Source organism: Agrobacterium tumefaciens, assembly GCF_009649785.1.
Lineage (GTDB): Bacteria > Pseudomonadota > Alphaproteobacteria > Rhizobiales > Rhizobiaceae > Agrobacterium > Agrobacterium tumefaciens.
In genome coordinates, this window is sequence record NZ_WJOK01000026.1 from 1 (window position 1) to 20,947 (window position 20,947).

Below are 20,947 nucleotides of genomic sequence, written 5' to 3' on the forward strand. Positions count from 1 at the left end.
CAGACCCCGCAAGCTTCGCCGCCCACGTTTCTCTTTCTTCTCATATTCAATTGTCAAAAAACAGACCGCTCAATGCAGTCACAAAATCAAACCCCAAAAGCAAAAGCCCTTGGAAAACAACAAGCAGTCAGCTCATCAACATGATTTCTTTAGAACGAAAGACTTCGTCGCCAGCAGCGCCGCCGCCCTCGTTCAGTGAGCGGACTTATAAGAGATCACCCTCAAACAAGTCAACACACCTATCGTCAAAAAACTGACATTTTTGCTAAACATATGAAAATAAAAGATAGTTTCAAGGTGGACCGCCAGGGAGGGCAAGAGGAGCCTCCTGTATGTGCCGACTGGTTCTGTTTCGGGAAACATGCAATAGGAACGGATAAGAGTTTCAGCCAGACTGGGGCGTCCGACGCCCCTTATAGCCTTAAGAATTGGAGAGCCCGTGCGCATTCTCGATGAAGCCGTCATTCCCGAGCTGCCGAATTACTACCGTGGTAAGGTGCGTGAAAATTACGATCTGCCCGACGGCAACCGCATTATCATATCAACCGATCGCCTCAGCGCATTCGACCGCATCCTCACCTGTGTTCCTTATAAGGGGCAGGTATTGACCCAGACGGCACGCTACTGGTTCGAGCAGACGAAGGATATCTGCCCCAACCACGTGGTCAGCTATCCCGATCCTAATGTCGTCATCGGCAAGAGGCTTGAAATATTGCCGGTCGAAGTGGTGGTTCGCGGTTATCTGGCCGGCACCACCGGCACATCGATCCTGACCCTTTATAAGAAAGGCCAGAGACAGATGTACGGCATGAGCCTGCCGGACGGGATGAAGGACAACCAGATCTTGCCCGAGCCGGTGATCACGCCGACGAGCAAGGCCTTCGATGGTGGTCACGACGAGCCGTTGACGCCGGCCGAGATAGTGGAGAAGAAACTTCTGACGCAGGAGCAATGGGACACGCTTTCCCGTTACGCGCTCGCACTGTTCAAGCGCGGACAGGAGATTGCCGCAAAGCAGGGCCTCATCCTCGTCGATACGAAATACGAATTCGGCACGGATGAAAACGGCACGATCATTCTGGCCGACGAAATCCACACGCCTGACAGCAGCCGCTACTGGATGGCTGAAACCTATGAAGAGAGCTTCCGCAACGGCGCACGGCCGGCAAGCTTCGACAAGGATTTCGTGAGAGCCTGGGTTGCCGAACGCTGCGATCCCTATAAGGACGACGTTCCGGAAATTCCGCGGGAACTCGTATTGCAGACGTCAAGGGTATATATTGATGCATACGAACGCATCACCGGACAAAGCTTCGTTCCCGACGATAGCGGTGAGACGCCGCTGGCAAGAGTACGCCGGAACCTGGAGCAATTTTTCCCCGGAGTCTGACCTTGAGCAAAACGATCGAACAGGCGAGAAAGGGTGACAGGAAGAACGACGTTCCTGTCAAGCGCCGGCCTCGCCGTTCCGCCGAAGAGACGCGGCGGGACATTCTTGCCAAAGCCGAAGAACTTTTTCGCGAGCGTGGGTTCAATGCAGTGGCGATTGCCGATATCGCCGCAGCACTCGGCATGTCGCCCGCGAACGTCTTCAAGAACTTCAATTCGAAGAATGCGCTCGTCGATGCCATCGGGTTTGAGCAGATCGGTGCATTCGAGCGGGAAATCCACCCGCTCGATAAAAGTCATGCACCAGTTTCAAGGCTGCGCCATCTCGCCCGCACCCTGATGGAACAACACCATCAGAACCTCAACGACAATCCCTATATATTCGAAATGATCCTGATGACGGCCAAGCAGGACATGAAGTGCGGTGACTATTACAAATCCGTCATAGCAAACCTGGTGGCTGACATTATTCGCGATGGCGTAGATAAGGGAATTTACGCCCCCGCCGACATCCCGCCTCTGGCGGAAACCGTCCTCCACGCACTCGCGAGCGTCATCCATCCCGTCCTCATCGCACGGGAAGATATCGGCAATTTAGCAACACGTTGCGATCAACTGGTTGATTTAATCGAGGCAGGATTGCGCAATCCGCTTGCTAAGTGACGATTCTCAACTTACGTCACCTTCTCGCAATTGCTTGCGAAGCGTGAAAGCCTGCGCTTCTATGCGAATGGCGGTCCGAGCAGATTGAACGAAGAAGGTCCCCATAGGGCCTTTACCCATCGTCCCTGCACCCGGACCAGCATCCGCCGAGCGACACTGCGCTTATAGTTGAATGCGACCGATACGCAGGGAAGAACAATGAGCCGACGTATTTTACCCCTATTTGCTTCTCTGTGCATGACCGCAGTTCTCGCGGGATGCAGCGATGGCGGCGAAAGCAGCCAGACCGCCGGCCAGGGCGCCGCGCGTCCCCCGTCTCCGGTCAGCATCATTGTGATGAAGACGAGCGAATATCCCCTGACCACCGTTCTTCCCGGCCGCGCAAGCGCGTTCCAGACGGCGGAAATCCGCCCGCGCGTCACTGGCATCATCCGCGACATTCCCTTCAAGGAAGGCAGCGAGGTCAAGCAGGGTGACATTCTCTACCAGATTGAAGACAACACCTATCTGGCAGAAGTGGCACAGGCCAAGGCAAGCGTAGCGAAAGCCGAAGCAAGCGTTCCGAGCGCCCAGGCGAACCTTGCCCGCTACGAGCGGCTGGTCAACAGCGGCGCAACGCAGATCGAATATGAAAACGCCAAGGTGACGCTGCTTCAGGCCGAAGCCGACGTAGCCCAGACCAAGGCTGCGCTGGAAACGGCTGAGATCAATCTCGATCTCACCAAGGTCCGCGCGCCTTTCGATGGCATCACCAGCGCAACCGCTTTCAGCATCGGCAACGTGGTGACGGCAAACCAGACGACGGCTTTGACGACGCTGCGCCGCATCGATCCGATCTACATCGATCTGATGGAATCCAGCATCAATCTTCTGCGTCTGAAAAAGGCGATCTCGTCGGGCCAGCTCGGCGGCGATACCAAGGAAACCGGCATTCACCTGACGCTGGAAGACGGCACCGAATACAAGCATGACGGCAAGATCGACATGTCGGACATGGCGGTGAGCGAAACCACGGGCACCTTCTCCATCCGTGCTCTCTTCGATAACCCGGACGATCTTCTGCTTCCCGGCACCTATGTTCGCGCAACGCTGACCATCGGTAAGGAAACGGGTTTCCGCATCCCGCAGCGCGCAGCGAGCCGGAACGCCAATGGCGAACTGACCGCAAAATTTGTCACCGCGGAAAACAAGGTGGAAACGCGCACCTTCCCGTCCAGCCAGCAGTCGGGCAATGCCTGGCTGGTGACGGAAAATGTCAAGGATGGCGACAAACTCATCGTTGACGGCTTCCAGTGGATTGCCGACGGCGCGACGGTCGCGCCCGTGGAAGTGACCATCGACGATCGCGGTATCGTCGTTCTGCCGCAGCAAGCTCCGCCTGCCGCCGCCCCCTCGAAATAAACATGAGCACGAAACCCTCGGTCGAAGCTCGTAAAAGGTAAGGCAGGACTGCCATGGCCCATTTCTTTATCAGGCGCCCCGTTTTTGCATGGGTTATCGCCATCGTCATCATGCTGGGCGGCGCTCTGGCAATTGTGACGCTCTCCATCTCGCAATATCCCGATATTGCCCCAACGACGGTCCGCGTCAGCGCAACCTATAACGGCGCTAGCGCGGAGACGGTCGAAAAATCGGTGACGACCATCATTGAGGACGGCATGACCGGCCTCGACGATCTCACCTATATGACCTCGTCTTCCTCGACCGGCAGCGCCGAAGTGACACTGACCTTCGGTAACAGCATCCTGCCTGACATTGCGCAGGTTCAGGTGCAGAACAAGCTGCAGCTCGTGCAGTCGCAATTGCCCGACACCGTGCAGCAGCGCGGTATTCAGGTCAGCCGCTCCACATCGAGCATTCTGATGGTGGGTGCGCTGATCTCGACGGACGGCAAGCGCAATTCGGCCGATCTCGGCGACGTGTTCTCTTCGCGCGTCGAAGACCAGATCAAGCGCCTTGAAGGCGTGGGCAGCATCAACGTCTTCGGTTCCGAATATGCGATGCGCATCTGGCTCGATCCGTTCAAGCTCAACAAATACCAGCTGACCACGGCTGACGTCACCGGCGCCATCGAAAGCCAGAACACCCAGGTTTCGGTCGGCTCCCTCGGTGCCGTTCCCGCCGTCCAGGGCCAACAGCTCAATGTGACGGTGACGGCGCAGAGCCAGCTCACCACCGTCGCCGATTTCGAATCGGTCATCTTGAAGGTTGAGAAGGACGGCGCAACCGTTCGCCTGAGCGACGTGGCCCGCATCGAAATCGGCCAGGAAACCTATGGCGGTGATTCCCGCTCGAACGGCCGTCCTTCCGCCGGTTTCGCGGTCAACCTCGCCACGGGCGCCAACGCGCTCGATACTGCAGCACGTGTCAAGTCCGCGCTTACCGCCGTTGAGGGCTCGCTGCCTGCAGGCGTCTCGATCGAATATCCCTACGACACGACACCCTTCGTGAAGCTGTCGATCGAGAAAGTGGTGCATACGCTGATCGAGGCGATCATCCTCGTCTTCGTCGTGCTGCTGGTCTTCCTGCAAAACCTGCGCGCCACCTTCATTCCGATGATCGCCGTGCCCGTCGTGCTCCTCGGCACGTTCGGCATCCTCGCAATAACCGGATATTCCATCAACACGCTGACCATGTTCGCCATGGTTCTGGCGATCGGCCTTCTCGTGGATGACGCCATCGTCGTTGTTGAAAACGTCGAGCGCATCATGTCGGAAGAGGGCCTGTCGCCGGTCGAGGCGACGGAAAAATCGATGGGCGAGATAACCGGCGCCATCATCGGCATCGCGCTCGTCCTGACCGCCGTGTTTATTCCCATGGCCTTCTTTGGCGGATCGACTGGTATCATCTATCGCCAGTTCTCTATCACGATCGTTTCGGCCATGCTGCTTTCGGCGGTGGTCGCCATCGTTCTGACGCCGGCGCTGTGCGCCACAATGCTGAAGCCCATCGACCATACCAAAAAGCAGCGTGGACCGGGTGCCTGGTTCAACCGCGGCTTCGGCAAGACGACGGACGGCTATGTCTCGTCGATCGGCTATCTGCTGAAACGGCCCCTGCGCGTGACGATTCTTTTCCTGATCGTCGTCGGCGGCTGCGCCTGGTTCTTCACCAAACTGCCAAGCTCCTTCCTCCCACAGGAAGATCAGGGCGTGCTGCTGACGATCATCCAGACACCGACCGGTTCGAACATCGAACGCACCAACGAGGTGGTAAAACAGGTCGAAAGCTACTTCCGTGAAAAAGAAGCAGCCAATGTCGAATCGGTTTTCGGCGTGCTTGGATTCAGCTTCAGCGGTTCGGGTCAGAACAACGCGATCGTCTTCACCAAGCTCAAGGACTTTTCCGAGCGAACCGCACCCGATCAACACGCCGCCGCCATTGTGCAGCGGGCAATGGGTACGTTCTTCGGCTTCCGCGATGCACAGGTATTCCCGCTTTTGCCGCCGGCAATTCAGGGCATGGGCACGTCGAGCGGTTTCTCCATGTATCTCGTGGATAGCGGCCGCAACGGCACCGACGCTCTGACCGCAACCTCCAAGGACCTGATTGCGCTTGCAACAAGCAATCCAAAAATCAGCTCTCTGCGAAGCGACAGCCAGGACAACGAAACACAGATGAAGATCATTCTCGATCAGGAAAAGATGGGGGCCATGGGCGTCGATCTTTCCTCCGTGAACCTGATGCTGTCGACGATCTTTGCCGGCCGGGATGTCAACGACTTCACCCTGAACGGTGAGCTCAAGCCGGTCTATGTTCAGGGCGATGCACCCTATCGCATGCAGCCGGACGACCTGAAGTTCTGGTATGCCCGCAACACCAGCGGCGAAATGGTACCTTTCTCCTCCTTCAGCGAGGTGAAGTGGATCAACGCGCCGCCGTCACTGGCACGCTACAACGGTACGGGCGCGATCTCGCTTGAAGGCACCGCCGGCGCAGGCGTTGCTTCCGGCGAAGCCATGGACGAGATGGAACGTCTGACGGCAAGCTTGCCAGGCGGTTACACCGTGGCATGGCAGGGTATCTCCTATCAGGAACGCCTTTCCGGCTCGCAGGCGCCCATGCTGTACGCGCTGTCGGTTCTCATCGTGTTCCTTTGCCTGGCTGCCCTTTATGAAAGCTGGTCGATCCCGTTCTCGGTCATTCTGGCTGTCCCGGTGGGTGTCCTCGGCGCTTTGACTGCGGCCCATTTCTTCGGCCAGACGAACGACGTCTACTTCAAGGTGGGCCTGCTGACGACCATCGGCCTTGCCGCGAAAAACGCGATCCTGATCGTTGAATTCGCCAAGGAGAGGCAGGAGCACGGGTTAAGTCTGGTGGAGGCGGCACTGGAGGCGGCGAAGCTGCGCCTGCGTCCGATCATCATGACGTCGCTCGCCTTCATCCTCGGCGTCGTGCCTCTCGCGATCGCAACCGGAGCGGGTTCTGCCGCGCAAAATGCAATCGGTATCGGGGTGCTGGGTGGTATGCTTTCTGCAACACTGCTCGGAATTTTCTTCGTTCCGTCCTTTTTCGTCATCATTCGTCGCCTTTCAAGGCGTTAACAAAACAAAAATGGGCTGTGCCAACCGTTAATACGCTGCTAGAAATATGGCCGATTTGGCAAACGCACGTTTCTAGGGCATATCGACCGCGCAGCCCATTTGTCAGCAAGCCGCGCTTGGTAAGCCAACCAGAGAATTGGGAAAATTATATGCTGTCTATTCGCGCTACTATTCCCCTGACAATGCTACTGCTTTCGGGCTGCGTTGTCGGACCCGACCACAAGACGCCGGAAATTCAATTGCCGGGAAAGTTCGCGGAAGCCGGAAAAACCAGTAATGGCGACATCAGCAGCGTTGCATGGTGGACGGCCTTTAACGACAACCGCCTGAACGGTTACGTCTCCACCGGCCTTGCGCAGAACCTCACCGTGATGCAGGCAATCGAGCGCATCAATCAGGCGCAGGCCCAGGTGATCGTGGACGGCGCCGGCGGCCTGCCGAGCCTGACTGGCAGTGGCAGCCACACGACCAGCGAGACCAAGGGCAGCTACCGTGACGTTCCCGTCACCAACGTGTCCAACGGCAGCCTTAGCGTTTCCTGGTTCCTCGACCTTTTCGGTCGCTATCGCCGGGCAACGGAAAGCGCCGATGCTTCGCTCGACGCCGCGTACTCCACCGTCGACGTTCAGCGCCTGACGCTGATTTCCTCAGTCGCCGCGGCCTATATCGACGTGCGCTATTATCAGGAGCGCCTGGCGATTGCCCGCCAGAACCTGAGTTCACGCCGCGAAACGCTCGATCTGACGAAGCTGCAGCTCGAAGCGGGTGCGGCCTCGCGTCTCGATGTCGTCCAGTCCGAAGGTCTGGTCAATTCAACGCTGTCGCAGATACCCGGCCTCGAAACCAGCTTCCGCAAGTCAGCCCACCGCATCGCGACCCTGCTCGGCATGCCGGCCTCGTCGCTCATCGCCGAGCTGCAGAAGGGCGCACGCCAGCCTGTTGCGCGCGCAGTTCCCCGCACCGGCATCCCGGCCGACCTGATCCGCAACCGTCCGGACATCCGCGTCGCTGAACGCAATCTCGCCGCTGCGGTCGCCACGATCGGTGTAACCGAGGCACAGCTTTATCCAAGCATCGAGCTTGGTGGCGCGATCACCCCGAGCTACAATTTCCTGAGTGGCGGCGGCAGGGGAACGGCCAATAGCTGGTCCTTCGGTCCGAGCCTCACTCTCCCGATCCTCGATGGTGGCAGACTGCGCGCCAATGTCGACATCGCGAACTCGCAAGCACGCGAGCAATATCTCGTCTGGAAGGCAACCGTTCTCAACGCGGTTGAAGAAGTCGAAAACGCCCTGGCCGCCATCAATCGCGACCAGCGTACCGTCGACGCGCTGAGAAAGACTGTCTCATCCTACCAGGAAGCGCTGCAGCTCTCGACAGCCAGCTATCGTGACGGTGCGTCGTCTCTGCTCGACGTTCTGGATGCCCAGCGGTCGGTCTCCGATGCGCAGGCAAACCTTGCAACGGCGATCCAGACGACCGCGCAGGATTATGTATCGCTCAACGTGGCTCTCGGCGGCGGTTATGCCGTTGGCCAGCCTGTCCCGAAGAAGTCCGCTGGCCCAACCGTGGTCGCTGCAAAGGGCATGTAAGAAACGCCTCAAGGCAAATGAAAAGCCCGCGTCGAGACGCGGGCTTTTTTTGTATTCCAGACACAAAAAAGCACCGGTCGCCCGGTGCTTTTTGTTTAACCTGCCGTCAGGCTCAGTTCTTGGCGCGCTCGACGTAGGAATTGTCTTCCGTCGCGATGACCACGCGGATACCGGCGTCGATGTGCGGCGGCACCATGGTGCGGATGCCGTTGGAAAGAATTGCCGGCTTGTAGGAAGAAGAAGCCGTCTGGCCCTTCACAACCGGTTCCGTTTCGACGATTTCCAGCGTGACGTGGCGCGGCAGTTCGACAGCCAGCGGATTGCCTTCGTGAATGGAAAGAACGCAGGTCATGCCTTCCTGCAGATAGGCCTTCTGGTCGCCCATCGTCTCGACATCGACAACGACCTGATCGTAGTTTGCCGGGTTCATGAAGTGGAAGCCTTCGCCATCTTCATAAAGGAACTGGAAGTTCAGGTCTTCGACGAAAGCACGCTCAACCTGTTCGGTCGTGCGCCAGCGCTCGGAGACCTTCACGCCGTCAACGATGCGGCGCATGTCAACCTGCGTGACCGGCGTGCCCTTGCCCGGGTGAAAGTTCTGCGCGGTGAGAACAACGTAGAGCTTGCCGTCCACGTCGAGAACATTGCCCTTGCGGACGGATGAGGCGATAACCTTGACCATATGACTTCCTTGTAACTCGATGAAATGCGTCGTAAAGGACTGCGCGATAGCACCGGCCCGGCAGACGTTTTGTCTTTTTTCTGGGGCGCAACTACCTTAAATCCGCGCGAATTGCCAGCCTTCTACAGCAATTCGCGGAAGAGTGCCTAGCGGTTTTCCGCCCGGAATTGCTTTAAATGATGCGATCAGGCGTTTTGCGGGCCGTTTATCCGTAACAAGGCCAGCAGGTAAGACGGAAAAGAAAAAAGAGATGGGCTCAAGCAACGAGACAATGTCGCCCTGGTGGACGCCCGACGTCCATGCCGACCGCCGCCCCTTTCTGCTTGGACGCAACGCGATCCAGTCGGAATTTCGCAGCTATTTCGCGCGCGCGGACTTTCTAGAGGTCGACACCGCCACATTGCAGATTTCTCCTGGCAACGAGGCACATCTGCATGCCTTCGCCACCCAGGGACTGACGCCGGCCGGCGACGCCGCTCCGCTCTATCTCCACACCTCGCCCGAATTCGCCTGCAAGAAATTGCTCGCGGCCGGTGAAGAACGCATTTTCTGTTTCGCCCATGTTTATCGAAACCGGGAAAGAGGCCCCCTGCACCACCCAGAATTCACGATGCTGGAATGGTATAGGGTAGGAGAAACCTACGAGATCCTGATGAAGGACAGCGCCAATCTTCTGGCGCTGGCGGCGGAAACCGCCAAAACAAACAATTTCACCTATCGTGGCCGCAGCGTCGATCCGTTCCTCGAACCGGAACGTCTGAGCGTCGCGGAAGCCTTCGATCGCTATGCGGGAATTGATCTTCTGGCGACGATTGACCGAAACGGCGAGACGGATAGCCAGCACCTTGCCGCGAGCCTCACCAATGCCGGAATTCGTGTGGCTAAGGACGACACCTGGGCGGATATGTTCAGCCGCGTTATCGTGGAGCGGGTGGAACCAGAACTGGGCTTCGGCCGCGCCACCATTCTCGATGAATACCCCACAAGCGAGGCTGCGCTTGCCCGCAAATCGCCTGGGGATGCGCGGGTGGCGGAACGGTTCGAGCTTTATGCGTGTGGCGTGGAACTTGCCAATGCCTTTGGCGAATTGACCGACGCTACTGAGCAGAGACGGCGTTTCGAAATGGAGATGGTTGAGAAGCAGCGGGTTTACGGCGAGACCTATCCTTTGGACGAGGATTTTCTGGCGGCGCTGGCGATCATGCCGCCGGCAAGCGGCATAGCACTCGGTTTCGACCGACTAGTGATGCTGGCAACCGGCGCGCCCCGAATCGATCTGGTCATGTGGGCACCCGTCGCGGAATACGGACGATGACAAGGCTTGAAACCATCAAGACACCCGAAGCACTTGTTGAGGCGGGGTTGATCAAGACCGAGGCGCTCGAGGACGTGCGCGCGGTGACGCAGCGTTACGCGTTAGCCATCACAGCGACAATGGCCGATCTGATGGACAGCGGCGATCCGCAGGACCCCATCGCGCGGCAATTCGTGCCGGACCTAGCCGAACTCGTCCACCTTCCCGAAGAACGGGACGATCCGATCGGCGACGGTGCACATAGTCCCGTCCATGGCATCGTCCACCGTTATCCGGACCGGGTGCTTTTGAAGGCGGTGCATGTCTGCCCCGTCTATTGCCGTTTCTGTTTCCGCCGCGAAATGGTCGGGCCGCAAGGCAACGGCATGATGAGCCCGGAAGAGCTGGACGCCGCATTCGACTATATAAAAGCCAACCCGGCCATCTGGGAGGTCATCCTCACCGGCGGCGATCCGCTGGTACTCTCGGCGCGGCGATTGTCCGACCTGATGACGCGGCTGAAAGACGTACCGCACGTCAAGATCGTTCGCTTCCACACCCGTGTACCGGTCGTCGATCCCGAACGAATCGACGGGCCGCTGATCGAAGCATTGAAGGCCAGCGGCAAAACCACCTATGTGGCCCTGCACGCCAACCACGCACGCGAACTTGGGCAAGCAGCCAGAAGTGCTTGCGCGCGCCTGATCGATGCCGGCATCGCCATGGTCAGCCAGACCGTACTTTTGAAGGGCATCAACGATGATTCGGCAATTCTCGCCGAACTGATGCGCGCCTTTGTCGAGAACCGTATCAAGCCTTACTACCTGCACCACCCCGACCTTGCGCCCGGCACCAGCCATTTCCGGCTGACGATAGAAGAAGGTCAGCGAATCGTTTCCGCGTTGCGCGGGCATGTCTCCGGTCTTTGCCAGCCGACCTACGTTCTCGACATTCCGGGCGGTCACGGCAAGGCCACGATCGGCCCGAATGCGGCCGAAAAAACCCGCGATGGCTGCTACTCCGTCTCGGACTTCAACGGAAACGATCATATTTACCCGCCGCCTGCATCCGGCGACGTTTAAAAAAAGCGTAAAAAGCCCGCCGTGCCGGGCTTTTCAAAGCGGCGTCGAACGAAAACAAAAATTTCACATTTCCGCCCCCCTCCTGTCATCATAAAGAAAAATATTCTACCTATAACAATCAGCATTGATTTTAATGGTGGTCTGGATTATCAGTGTGGAACTGGAGAGCGAGTCTCCTGATTCCGGATCAACACCAATACAGGGAGTGTGTCATGTCAAAATATATTCGCATCAACGCAATCCTTGGTCTTGAGTCCTGGAATGCTGGATTTAAATCCACGTGTTCCCGCTGCTGTCGAATGTGACCTGACGGTCTCAATTTTCTGAAAATCAGTTCGACGACATGCTGTGTTAATGAGCCACAGCGGGAGTATACCTATGCAAAAGCAAGTTATTGAATTCGCTGGCGAACCCGTCGGCATCGTCATACCGGACAACGACCGGCTGAAGTTCATCGCGGTGAAGTTCCACGTCCACGACCTGGACGAACAGAAGTTCGACAGCGCCGACGATGTGCGGATTGCAATTCGCAATCTCGTGCGCAGCCGGAACCTGGCCGCGGCCTGATGCGGGAAACCCATCACCCGCTCACGGACCTTTCAAAACCAAAGTGCGCCCAATATCGGATCCAGAATACCGGGTCGATGGCGCGCTTTTCTATTGCCTGACAATCCGTCCACTGGTCTGTCATAAACCACGACCGGGTGTATCAATACGCCCTGCACTAAGGTGAAATAGCTTTTTCAAATCCGGATTGGAGTGCAAAAGCCACGCGCTCCTAGAACTCCCACCTCTCCTCGTTTCTGTGCTTGTCACAGGAAACCAGCCAGCCCAGATCCTAGTGCTGAAAAGACTCTCTCGCCGCCCAGACGCGCGTCAGAACGCGGTAAAGGTCAGCGTCGTCAACGAGCGGACGATGCCCGGAATGTTGACGATGTTCTGGTTGATGAACTTGCCGATATCCTCTTCCTGTGGAAGATAGATCTTCAGCATCAGATCATATTCGCCGCTGGTGGAATAAAGCTCGGAAACCAGCTCCGTTTTATAGATGGCATCGGCGACATCATAGGTCTTGCCGGGCTCGCATTGAAGCTGGACAAAAATGGGCTTCACGGACATCTCCCGTATTGGAACTTGTGGTGCGTGGCTCTTCGCCATGCGTCATGGCGCACTATTGGCTTAGCCGCGCCGGTCTTGCAAGACCGCCTGCCGGTTTAGGCAGAAAAGTCTCATCCGCTGCTACCAGCCCCGATCGCGGCCTGAGAAACGATCCAGCTTCGAAAACTTTCAAGCGGAGCGTAACCGGCGCGATCGGGCATGCAGGCGAGATAATAGGCCTCTTCGCTCTCCACCTCGCCGGTAACCGCCGCGACAAGCCGGCCACTTCGCAACTCCTCCTCGATCATGAAGGACGGAATGAGCGATGCCCCGACCCCGGCGCTCGCCGCCTCGGCAATCGTCGTGAACTGATCGAAAAGCATGCCATGCACATTGTCGAAAACCACATCATGGCTGCGAAACCATTGTTCCCAGGCGTCCGGCCGAGTCGTCATGTGCAGCAGCGGCACATGCAGCAGATCGCCCGGCTGTGAAAGCCCGTAGCGCTCCCTGAAAGCGGGACTGCACACCGGAATGACTGTTTCATGCATCAGAAAAACGAGTTCGGTACCCGGCCAATGCGGCAAACCAAAATGAATCGCCGCGTCGACTGTATCGGTACGGAAATCGAACAGCGACGAACGCGTAAGAAGATTGACCGAAACGCCCGGATGTCGGGCAATGAAATCGGGAAGACGCGGCACCAGCCAGCGCGTACCAAAGCTTGGCAGAACACCGAGATTGAGCGTGCCGCCATCTGGATTGGCGCGCAGATTGAGCGACGCGGTCGATATTCGCCGCAGGGCCTCCCGGATTTCCCGCGCATAACCCTCTCCCGCCCGGGTGAGCCGGATTGTCTGCCGCTCGCGCAGAAACAGCGCCACGCCAAGCTGCTCCTCAAGCGCGAGGATCTGCCGGCTGACCGCGCCTTGAGTAAGCCCGAGTTCTCTCGCAGCCGCGGTCACGCTGCCCGTGCGCGAGGCGGCTTCAAAGGCCGCAAGAAGTGAAAGCGACGGTAAGAAGCGCCGAGGCGGCAGAACCATATTCCCTCACGGAATGAACTCTTGACGATATGTCGATATTCAACAGGTGAGGCCGCTTGTAAAGTCTCATAAACAAGGGCTTGTGACTCATACGGAAAACAAATGAACTCGCCCGGAAAATGGTGGAACGATGTATAATGACCCCCGCTCGCACGGCCTCTGGGAAAAGACCGCGCCGCAGCCGCCCGCAACGCCTGCTCTGCAAGGCGAGGCGGTTGCCGATGTGGTGATTGTCGGTGGCGGCTTCACCGGACAATCCGCCGCCCTTCATCTTGCTGAAAAGGGCATGGATGTCGTTCTTCTCGAAGCCAGGGAAATCGGCTTCGGCGGCGCCGGCCGCAATGTCGGTCTCATCAACGGCGGCATGTGGGTCATGCCGAGGGAGTTGCCCGGCGTGCTGGGCGAAACCTACGGGGAACGGCTTCTCAGCCTTCTGGGTGATGCGCCGTTGCTGGTGCGCGAATTGGTGGAAAAACACGCGATTCCCTGCGAGATAGAAAAGAATGGCACATTGCACTGCGCCGTCGGTGAAAAAGGGCTCGCCGAAATTCGCGAGCGCTGCGAACAATGGGCAGCCAGAGGCGCTCCCGTCCGCCTTCTCGATGCCGATGAAACGGCAAGACACACCGGCAGCACCGCCTATTCCGGCGCACTTTTCGATACGCGCGCGGGCACGCTTCAGCCGCTTGCCTATGTTCGTGGTCTGGCTGCCACCGCGCAAAAGGCAGGAGCACGGCTGCACACCGCCAGCCCCGTCGTAGCGACCGAACGTAGTGGTGGAAAATGGGTGGTAAAAACGCCGCAGGGATCGGTGACCGCCAACTGGATCGTGGTCGCCACCGAAGCATACAGCACCGGGCCGTGGCAGATCGTCCGCGACGAACAGACCTACCTGCCCTACTTCAACTTCGCGACCAGACCGCTTAGCGACAATCTGCAAAAGAGTATCCTGCCGAACCGAGAAGGTTGCTGGGATACAAAGGAAATCCTCTCCTCGTTCCGCATGGACAAAGCGGGTCGGCTGGTCTTCGGCAGCGTCGGCGCCTTGCGCAGCACGGGTGCCGCCATTCACCGGGCATGGGCCAAACGATCGCTGAAGCGGCTTTTCCCGCAATTGGGCGAGACGGAATTCGAATGCGAATGGTACGGCCAGATCGGCATGACGGACAATGCCGTGCCGCGTTTCCATAAATTCGCGGAAAATGTCGTCGGTTTTTCCGGTTATAATGGCCGCGGCATCGCACCCGGTACTGCCTTCGGCAAGGTGATTGCGCAACATATTCTCGGTGATATCGCCGAAAACGACCTGCCTCTTCCCGTGACCGAACCAAAAGCGCTGGCCTTCCGGGCAGTGAAGGAAGCCTATTACGAGGCGGGCGCACAGATTGCCCATTTCACCGGTGAACGCTTCTGATCAACCAGGCCGAAAGCCGCCGGTCGTGGCGGCTTTTTTAAACGGCATCGATATATTCTTGAAAATATAATGATTGCCCTATAGGCCTATCGATATATTCATCAGGATATCTCGAGCCGGGGGAACACACCATGAGACTCTTACGCCGCACCTTCTTCAAAACCATCGCCGCAGCAACATCCTTCTGGGTGGCTGCATCCTTTGCTGTGGTTCCCGCCCATGCCGCCGAAAAAGTCACGGTGTTTGCTGCCGCGAGCATGAAAAACGCACTTGATGCGATCAATGCCGAATGGGCGAAGGAAAGCGGCAATGAAGCGACCGTGTCCTACGCCGCAAGCTCCGCACTCGCCAAACAGATCGAGCAGGGTGCACCGGCGGATATCTTCATTTCCGCCGACCTCGCCTGGATGGATTATGTTGCCGAAAAGAAGCTGATCGACGTCCAAAGCCGCTCCAATCTTCTTGGCAATCGCATCGTTCTCGTCGCCCCGGCCGACAAGGCCAAGCCGGTCGATATCAAAAAGGACTTCGATCTCGCCGGACTGGTGGGCGATGGCCGACTGGCCATGGGCGCGGTCGATTCCGTTCCGGCGGGTAAATACGGCAAGGCTGCGCTGGAAAAGCTCGGCGTCTGGTCATCCGTGGAAAAGAAAGTCGCCGGCGCGGAAAGCGTGCGCGCAGCGTTGCTGCTCGTGTCGCGCGGCGAAGCGCCCTATGGCATCGTCTACCAGACCGATGCGGCCGCCGATCCGGGCGTGAAGATCGTCGGCACCTTCCCGGAAGACAGCCATCCGCCGATCATCTACCCCGTCGCCATTCTCTCGGAAGCAAAATCTCCGGCGGCAAAATCCTATCTGGATTTCCTGAAGTCCGCCAAAGCTACGCCCTTCTTCGAAAAGCAAGGCTTTACCGTTTTGAAATAAACTGCGTCTCGCGGCCCGATCCCGTGCGGGACCGCGAGAGATGACGATTGTAGGATATGGCTTTGCATTGGTGGACACTCAGCCCTGAAGAATGGACGGCGATCAGGCTCAGCCTGTGGGTGTCCTCCATCGCCATGTTCGCCAGCCTGCCCTTCGGCATTGCGGTTGCCGTCGCGCTGGCGCGCGGGCGCTTCTGGGGCAAGTCGCTGCTCAACGGCATCGTCCACCTGCCGCTCATTCTGCCGCCCGTCGTCACCGGCTTTCTGCTGCTCGTCCTCTTCGGCCGCAGAGGCGCCATCGGCCAGTTTCTAGACAGCTGGTTCGGCATCGTCTTTTCCTTTCGCTGGACGGGGGCGGCGCTCGCATGCGCCGTCATGGCGTTTCCGCTGATGGTGCGCTCCATCCGCCTCTCCATCGAAGCGGTGGACAGCAAGCTGGAAGAGGCGGCCGGAACCCTGGGTGCAAGTCCCCTATGGGTGTTCCTCACCGTCACGCTTCCCCTGATCCTGCCCGGCATCATCGCGGGCATGATCCTCGCTTTTGCCAAGGCCATGGGCGAATTCGGCGCGACCATCACCTTCGTTTCCAATATTCCCGGCGAAACCCAGACGCTGTCCGCTGCCATCTACACTTTCACGCAGGTTCCGGGCGGCGATGCAGGCGCATTGCGGCTGACCATCGTTTCCGTCGTGATTTCCATGTTGGCCTTGCTCGTCTCCGAGTTTCTGGCCCGCATCATTGGCAAACGGGTGAGCATGGAATGACGCTTTCTGTCTCCACCCGCCACCGCCTCGGCTCCTTCGAACTCAACGCGTCATTCACCTCTGATGGCGGCATCACGGCGCTTTTCGGACGCTCCGGCTCCGGTAAAACGTCGATGATCCGCATCATCGCAGGTCTGATGCGACCAGATAGTGGTCAGGTATCGCTCGATGGCGAAGTGCTGGCCGATAGCGGAAAGCGCCTGTTCCTGCCGGCGCACAGGCGCCATTTTGGTTATGTTTTTCAGGACGCGCGGCTGTTTCCTCACCTCAGCGTTGCCCAGAACCTGAACTACGGCAAATGGTTCGCTACGGAAAAATCTGAGCGGGCGAATGAAAACCGCATTATCGATATGCTTGGCATCGGCCATCTTCTCCAGCGTCGTCCGAACAAGCTTTCCGGCGGTGAAAAACAGCGGGTCGCCATCGGCCGCGCACTCCTGTCATCGCCCAGACTACTGTTGATGGACGAACCGCTCGCCTCACTGGACGAGGAACGAAAGGCCGAGATCATCCCTTATCTGGAACGGCTGCGCGACGAGACGAAAATCCCGATCGTCTATGTCAGCCACTCCATCCAGGAAGTCGCCCGCCTTGCCGACCGCATAGTTGTTATGAAGGACGGCAAGGTGGAGGCACAGGGAAAAGCGGCCGACGTGCTGTCACGGTCGGATTTCAGCGCACATCTTGAGCGACGAGAAGCGGGCAGCATCCTTTCGGGACACATCGAAAGCTTCGATGAAAGTCACGGGCTTGCTGCCGTAAGGCTCTGCTCGTCGCTCCTGCAGGTTCCAGCAAAAAGAGGAACACGCGGCACCCCGGCACGCGTGCTGATACCAGCGCGTGACGTCATGCTTGCCACGGCAAAACCCGAAGGCCTGAGCGCACTTAACATCCTCGAAGGCCATATTGCCGGTATCTCCGCCAGCGAAGATGGCATGGTAACCGTTCAGGTGGATTGCGGCGGCGATATTATCCAGTCGCGCATCACCGATCTGTCGCGCGAACGTCTCCAGCTGGAACCCGGGAAACCGGTACACGCGATCATAAAGTCGGCGGCTCTCGATCCATATTAGTGATGGCGGCATCCGGATTGCGGTTGGCCTCAAGCCAGTCTATATCCTTGCGCAGGGCCTCATTCATCCGCTTTTCCATGCTGCGATACCGTTCAAGCAATTCGGCACCGAATGCGGTCAGCGCGGCCCCACCACCCTGCTTGCCGCCCCGCTGGGATTCGATCACCGGCTGCCTGAACATATGGTTCAGCGCATCCACAAGCAGCCATGCACGGCGATAGGACATGTCCATCGCTCGCGCGGCGGCCGATATCGAGCCGGTCTCGACAATCAGCTCCATCAACTCGATCTTACCGTGGCCGAGACGATCTCCGGGCGGAAAATCGATGCGGAGAACGGGCTTCAGTGGCTGATGTATATTGCTCATCGGCTAGAAACCCCGGCCATGAAGATCGTGATAGGCTTTCTGCGCACCGTGCTGCGGCAGAGCCGTCGCCTCGTAAACACCGCGCGCCACCGCGCGTGCCATAACGATGGTAGCGAGATGGCAGAGTTCCGCGAAATGAGCGCCGCCCTCAAGCGGCTTCTCACCGGTCGCAGCCGAAAACATGGTGTCGCCGTCGCTCGGCAGATGGGCGGGCAGCACGGCGCGCGCCAGCCCGTCATGCGCCATGATGGAAAGGCGGTGCGCCTGCGCTTTGGTAAGGACGGCATCGGTGACCACGGCGCCGATGGTCGTCGCGGTGAGGTTGACGCCCTTGAGACGAAGCGCGGTATGATCCGGTTCGAAACGATCAGGAAAACCGCAGTCGCCGAACTCGCCCTGCTCTTCAAAAGGCGCAGACCAGAAATGGCGGCTGGCGCCAACGGTTGCCGAGCCAAGCGCATTGACGGCGACGATGGCCGCCACCTTGTAACCGCCGGAACTGATAGCGCTTGCCGAACCAAGTCCGCCCTTGAAGGTGGCGGTGGTCGCCCCCGTTCCCGCGCCGACTGTTCCAAGCCCGAAGGGCTCCGCACGCGCCGCCCTGAAAGCTGCATAGCCCATCTCGCGATAGGGCGAATGCAGCCCCCACTCCTTGTTGCCACCATTCAACAGATCCATGAGGATCGCCTGCGGCACAATGGGAACACGGGTGGAACCGACTTGCAGGCCACGCCCGATCTCGCGCAGACCGGCCTGAACACCACCCGCCGCATCCAGCCCGAAGGCCGAACCGCCTGAAAGTACGAAGGCATCCACGGTTTCCACCGTCATCGCCGGGTCGAGCAGGCCGGTATCACGACCACCGGGCGCCCCGCCAAGAACCGAACCGGAGGCGATTACGGGTTTTTCGAAAACGATTGCGGTGACGCCGGAGCCGAGTGCAAGATCGGTGACATTGCCGACCAAAATCCCATTGATATCCGTCAGAAGATTATTGCGTGCCGCCATGCCGTTCCCCTTTTCTCCCGGTATCCCGCCGCCACGGGGCACTGTCAACGCAAAAGGTGAATCAGGAAAATACCGCCGTGCCAATCACCGGTGTCGAGGGAATGGCCATATCTCTCGGCTCCAGCGGCCCCGCCACAAAAGCCTGATGCCCGGCCTCAATGGCGCGGGCGAAAGCTTCCGCCATGCCGACCGGGTCACCCGCCCCCGCGACCGCCGTGTTGAGCAGAACGGCATCGTAACCAAGCTCCATCACCGTCACCGCATGTGACGGCCGGCCGATACCGGCATCGACGATCAGCGGCACATCCGGAAAACGCGCCCGCATGGATTTCAGCGCCATCAGATTAAGCGGCCCCATGGCGCTGCCGATCGGCGCGCACCAGGGCATCAGCACCTTGCAACCCGCATCCAGGAGCTTTTCCGCCACGACAAGATCATCAGTCGTATACGGAAAGACTTCGAAACCATCGTCGCAGAGAATTTTCGCCGCTTCGACGAGCGCAAACACATCGGGCTGCAAGGTGTCGTGATGGCCGATGACCTCCAACTTGATCCAGTTGGTGTGAAAAACCTCACGCGCCATCTTCGCCGTCAGCACCGCTTCCTTCACGGTATGGCAGCCAGCCGTATTGGGCAGAATGGAACGATCCAGCTCGCGGATCAGCTCAAAAAACTGGCCACCCTTCTTGCCGCCTGCCGTTTCCCGACGCAGCGAAATCGTCAGAATATCCGTGTTGCTGGCCCGCACTGCATCGGCAAGTACGGCGGGAGACGGATAACGCGCCGTGCCGAGCAGGAGGCGCGACGAGACCTCACGGCCATAAAGCGTCAGCATGGCCTCAACCTCCCTGCATCGGCGAAAGGATTTCGACACGGTCGAACGCCTTCAATCGATAATCGGCGCGCTCTTCCGAATGCACCAGATCGCCATTGACCGCCGTCGCCAGCCACTCGCCTTCATAATCGAGGCTGGTGAGTAACCCGGCCAGCGTCTCGGTGGCGAGATCAAGCTCGTCGCCATTCACCAGAAGTTTCATGATCCTGTTCCTTTCCAGAGATATCTTGGCAGACGATTTCAGCCGCCTGCCGCGCCATCGCCGGCGACAGCAGGAAGCCATGCCGGTGGGCGCCGTTGATGAAGACGGTCCGGCCGTCCTGCGTAACTTTCGGCAGATTGTCGGGATAGGCGGGGCGCACGCCCGTTCCGGTCTCGATGATTTCCGCTTCGCCGAAGGCCGGATGTACGGCATAGGCGGCGTTCAGAAACTCCATCATCGAGCGCGCTGAAATGGCTCCGGCATCCTCTGTCTCGATCATCGTGGCCCCCACCATGAAGCGACCCGGCTCACGCGGCACAATGTAAAGCGGAATGCGCGGATGTAAGAGCCGGACGGCGCGCGACAGGGAAACCTCTGACGTGGCTAGATAGAGCATTTCTCCCCGCACGCCGCGAAGATTGGCAATCTCGCCCACCGCCGCAGCGCCGGTGCAATCCACCACCCGATCGAACGGCTGCTCATCCACCGGAATACCCATATGAAACCGCACGCCCAAGCCGCAAAGCCGCGTATGCAGCGATTTGAGCGCAAGGCGCGGATCGAGATGCCCCTCGCCCGCGAAATAAAGCCCGGAGCGGAACCGCCCGGCAAGGTCAGGCTCCAGAGCGGCGATTTCACCCTCATCCACCCACTGGTATCCAGTTGTTCTGCATGCGAAACGCGAAAGCTCGGCTTTGTCGCGGGCGGGCGCGACGACCAGCGTGCCGTGTCTGATGACAAGGCCGGGGGTCGCCTCATCCCACCAGTCGAGAGCCGCCTGGCCGAGCGTTAGTACCGCCTCGTCCGCACTTTCACGCTCGCACCAGGGTGCCAGCATTCCGCCCGCATAAAAGGATGCGCCGCGCGAGGCTTCAGCATTGCGCTCCGAAACCTCCACGGTTGCGCCGCGCCGCGCCAGTTCGAAGGCCGCCGTCAGACCGGCGACCCCCGTTCCCTTAACAAGGACACGCATG

The 20,947-nt window shown here is 58.8% G+C and carries 21 protein-coding genes; 13 read left to right on the forward strand and 8 right to left on the reverse strand.

Features of this window, described 5'->3' with window-relative positions; translation table 11 throughout:
* The 6 genes from GH784_RS27310 to GH784_RS22395 all read left to right on the forward strand — a co-directional run.
* The coding region (locus GH784_RS27310; RefSeq protein WP_210251788.1) for a hypothetical protein at window positions 1-199 on the forward strand (199 nt) is incomplete at its 5' end.
* 240 nt (window positions 200-439) lie between these two features.
* Window positions 440-1,390, forward strand: coding sequence for a phosphoribosylaminoimidazolesuccinocarboxamide synthase (locus GH784_RS22375; protein WP_065703452.1), 951 nt, complete (start codon window positions 440-442; stop codon window positions 1,388-1,390).
* 2 nt (window positions 1,391-1,392) lie between these two features.
* Window positions 1,393-2,052 (forward strand): TetR family transcriptional regulator, encoded by a 660-nt coding sequence (locus tag GH784_RS22380; protein WP_013636828.1) that lies wholly within the window; start codon window positions 1,393-1,395, stop codon window positions 2,050-2,052.
* 198 nt (window positions 2,053-2,250) lie between these two features.
* On the forward strand, window positions 2,251-3,453 hold the full coding sequence (locus tag GH784_RS22385; RefSeq protein ID WP_003516855.1) for an efflux RND transporter periplasmic adaptor subunit: 1,203 nt from the start codon (window positions 2,251-2,253) through the stop codon (window positions 3,451-3,453).
* Between the two features lie 53 nt (window positions 3,454-3,506).
* Window positions 3,507-6,596 (forward strand): efflux RND transporter permease subunit, encoded by a 3,090-nt coding sequence (locus GH784_RS22390; RefSeq protein WP_065703451.1) that lies wholly within the window; start codon window positions 3,507-3,509, stop codon window positions 6,594-6,596.
* Window positions 6,597-6,745: 149 nt separating this feature from the next.
* Window positions 6,746-8,188 (forward strand): efflux transporter outer membrane subunit, encoded by a 1,443-nt coding sequence (locus tag GH784_RS22395; protein WP_065703449.1) that lies wholly within the window; start codon window positions 6,746-6,748, stop codon window positions 8,186-8,188.
* A gap of 112 nt (window positions 8,189-8,300) precedes the next feature.
* On the opposite strand, the gene efp is transcribed toward GH784_RS22395, so the two are convergent.
* Entirely contained in the window at window positions 8,301-8,870 is a 570-nt protein-coding gene (gene efp, locus GH784_RS22400; RefSeq protein WP_003516849.1) for an elongation factor P, read from the reverse strand.
* Between the two features lie 250 nt (window positions 8,871-9,120).
* Here efp and epmA point away from each other — a divergent pair, with 250 nt between their 5' ends.
* The 3 genes from epmA to GH784_RS22415 all read left to right on the forward strand — a co-directional run bounded on the left by epmA (window position 9,121) and on the right by GH784_RS22415 (window position 11,813).
* Entirely contained in the window at window positions 9,121-10,185 is a 1,065-nt protein-coding gene (gene epmA / locus GH784_RS22405; protein WP_111828571.1) for an EF-P lysine aminoacylase EpmA, read from the forward strand.
* On the forward strand, window positions 10,182-11,246 hold the full coding sequence (locus tag GH784_RS22410) for a lysine-2,3-aminomutase-like protein (RefSeq protein WP_065703445.1): 1,065 nt from the start codon (window positions 10,182-10,184) through the stop codon (window positions 11,244-11,246). Before epmA ends, GH784_RS22410 begins: the two co-directional genes overlap by 4 nt.
* A 378-nt stretch (window positions 11,247-11,624) precedes the next feature.
* Entirely contained in the window at window positions 11,625-11,813 is a 189-nt protein-coding gene (locus GH784_RS22415; protein ID WP_003516843.1) for a hypothetical protein, read from the forward strand.
* A 309-nt stretch (window positions 11,814-12,122) separates the two neighbouring features.
* On the opposite strand, the gene GH784_RS22420 is transcribed toward GH784_RS22415, so the two are convergent.
* Window positions 12,123-12,359 (reverse strand): Lrp/AsnC ligand binding domain-containing protein, encoded by a 237-nt coding sequence (locus tag GH784_RS22420; protein WP_003516842.1) that lies wholly within the window; start codon window positions 12,357-12,359, stop codon window positions 12,123-12,125.
* Window positions 12,360-12,475: 116 nt separating this feature from the next.
* On the reverse strand, window positions 12,476-13,387 hold the full coding sequence (locus GH784_RS22425) for a LysR family transcriptional regulator (protein WP_013636833.1): 912 nt from the start codon (window positions 13,385-13,387) through the stop codon (window positions 12,476-12,478).
* Between the two features lie 130 nt (window positions 13,388-13,517).
* Here GH784_RS22425 and GH784_RS22430 point away from each other — a divergent pair, with 130 nt between their 5' ends.
* From GH784_RS22430 to modC, 4 genes are all read left to right on the forward strand, one after another.
* Entirely contained in the window at window positions 13,518-14,801 is a 1,284-nt protein-coding gene (locus GH784_RS22430) for an NAD(P)/FAD-dependent oxidoreductase (RefSeq protein WP_065703443.1), read from the forward strand.
* Between the two features lie 131 nt (window positions 14,802-14,932).
* On the forward strand, window positions 14,933-15,724 hold the full coding sequence (gene modA, locus GH784_RS22435; protein WP_065703441.1) for a molybdate ABC transporter substrate-binding protein: 792 nt from the start codon (window positions 14,933-14,935) through the stop codon (window positions 15,722-15,724).
* A gap of 56 nt (window positions 15,725-15,780) precedes the next feature.
* The gene (gene modB, locus GH784_RS22440) at window positions 15,781-16,488 is read left to right on the forward strand and encodes a molybdate ABC transporter permease subunit (RefSeq protein ID WP_003516834.1); all 708 of its coding nucleotides are present in this window, start codon (window positions 15,781-15,783) and stop codon (window positions 16,486-16,488) included.
* A complete protein-coding gene (gene modC / locus GH784_RS22445) occupies window positions 16,485-17,561 on the forward strand; it encodes a molybdenum ABC transporter ATP-binding protein (protein WP_065703439.1) in 1,077 nt (358 codons plus the stop codon). The genes modB and modC overlap by 4 nt, the downstream gene beginning before the upstream one ends.
* Here the strand turns inward: modC and GH784_RS22450 are convergent.
* The 5 genes from GH784_RS22450 to thiO all read right to left on the reverse strand — a co-directional run bounded on the left by GH784_RS22450 (window position 17,530) and on the right by thiO (window position 20,946).
* Window positions 17,530-17,928 (reverse strand): winged helix-turn-helix domain-containing protein, encoded by a 399-nt coding sequence (locus GH784_RS22450; protein WP_153793818.1) that lies wholly within the window; start codon window positions 17,926-17,928, stop codon window positions 17,530-17,532. The two genes, modC and GH784_RS22450, sit on opposite strands and share 32 nt — an antisense overlap.
* A 3-nt stretch (window positions 17,929-17,931) precedes the next feature.
* Window positions 17,932-18,936, reverse strand: coding sequence for a P1 family peptidase (locus GH784_RS22455; protein ID WP_065703433.1), 1,005 nt, complete (start codon window positions 18,934-18,936; stop codon window positions 17,932-17,934).
* A 61-nt stretch (window positions 18,937-18,997) separates the two neighbouring features.
* Window positions 18,998-19,771 (reverse strand): thiazole synthase, encoded by a 774-nt coding sequence (locus tag GH784_RS22460; protein WP_065703431.1) that lies wholly within the window; start codon window positions 19,769-19,771, stop codon window positions 18,998-19,000.
* Between the two features lie 4 nt (window positions 19,772-19,775).
* The gene (gene thiS / locus GH784_RS22465) at window positions 19,776-19,973 is read right to left on the reverse strand and encodes a sulfur carrier protein ThiS (protein WP_003516823.1); all 198 of its coding nucleotides are present in this window, start codon (window positions 19,971-19,973) and stop codon (window positions 19,776-19,778) included.
* Complete coding sequence (gene thiO, locus GH784_RS22470) at window positions 19,942-20,946, reverse strand: glycine oxidase ThiO (RefSeq protein ID WP_065703429.1); 1,005 nt, start codon at window positions 20,944-20,946, stop codon at window positions 19,942-19,944. The genes thiS and thiO overlap by 32 nt, the downstream gene beginning before the upstream one ends.
* Window position 20,947 lies beyond the last annotated feature (1 nt).

Coding starts and splice junctions, on each gene's coding strand:
- GH784_RS22385 (WP_003516855.1), top strand. CDS start 2,251: ATGAGCCGACGTATTTTACCCCTATTTGCTTCTCTGTGCATGACCGCA.
- GH784_RS22390 (WP_065703451.1), top strand. CDS start 3,507: ATGGCCCATTTCTTTATCAGGCGCCCCGTTTTTGCATGGGTTATCGCC.
- GH784_RS22395 (WP_065703449.1), top strand. CDS start 6,746: ATGCTGTCTATTCGCGCTACTATTCCCCTGACAATGCTACTGCTTTCG.
- efp (WP_003516849.1), bottom strand. CDS start 8,870: ATGGTCAAGGTTATCGCCTCATCCGTCCGCAAGGGCAATGTTCTCGAC.
- epmA (WP_111828571.1), top strand. CDS start 9,121: ATGGGCTCAAGCAACGAGACAATGTCGCCCTGGTGGACGCCCGACGTC.
- GH784_RS22410 (WP_065703445.1), top strand. CDS start 10,182: ATGACAAGGCTTGAAACCATCAAGACACCCGAAGCACTTGTTGAGGCG.
- GH784_RS22415 (WP_003516843.1), top strand. CDS start 11,625: ATGCAAAAGCAAGTTATTGAATTCGCTGGCGAACCCGTCGGCATCGTC.
- GH784_RS22425 (WP_013636833.1), bottom strand. CDS start 13,387: ATGGTTCTGCCGCCTCGGCGCTTCTTACCGTCGCTTTCACTTCTTGCG.
- GH784_RS22430 (WP_065703443.1), top strand. CDS start 13,518: ATGTATAATGACCCCCGCTCGCACGGCCTCTGGGAAAAGACCGCGCCG.
- modA (WP_065703441.1), top strand. CDS start 14,933: ATGAGACTCTTACGCCGCACCTTCTTCAAAACCATCGCCGCAGCAACA.
- modB (WP_003516834.1), top strand. CDS start 15,781: ATGGCTTTGCATTGGTGGACACTCAGCCCTGAAGAATGGACGGCGATC.
- modC (WP_065703439.1), top strand. CDS start 16,485: ATGACGCTTTCTGTCTCCACCCGCCACCGCCTCGGCTCCTTCGAACTC.
- GH784_RS22450 (WP_153793818.1), bottom strand. CDS start 17,928: ATGAGCAATATACATCAGCCACTGAAGCCCGTTCTCCGCATCGATTTT.
- GH784_RS22455 (WP_065703433.1), bottom strand. CDS start 18,936: ATGGCGGCACGCAATAATCTTCTGACGGATATCAATGGGATTTTGGTC.
- GH784_RS22460 (WP_065703431.1), bottom strand. CDS start 19,771: ATGCTGACGCTTTATGGCCGTGAGGTCTCGTCGCGCCTCCTGCTCGGC.
- thiS (WP_003516823.1), bottom strand. CDS start 19,973: ATGAAACTTCTGGTGAATGGCGACGAGCTTGATCTCGCCACCGAGACG.
- thiO (WP_065703429.1), bottom strand. CDS start 20,946: ATGCGTGTCCTTGTTAAGGGAACGGGGGTCGCCGGTCTGACGGCGGCC.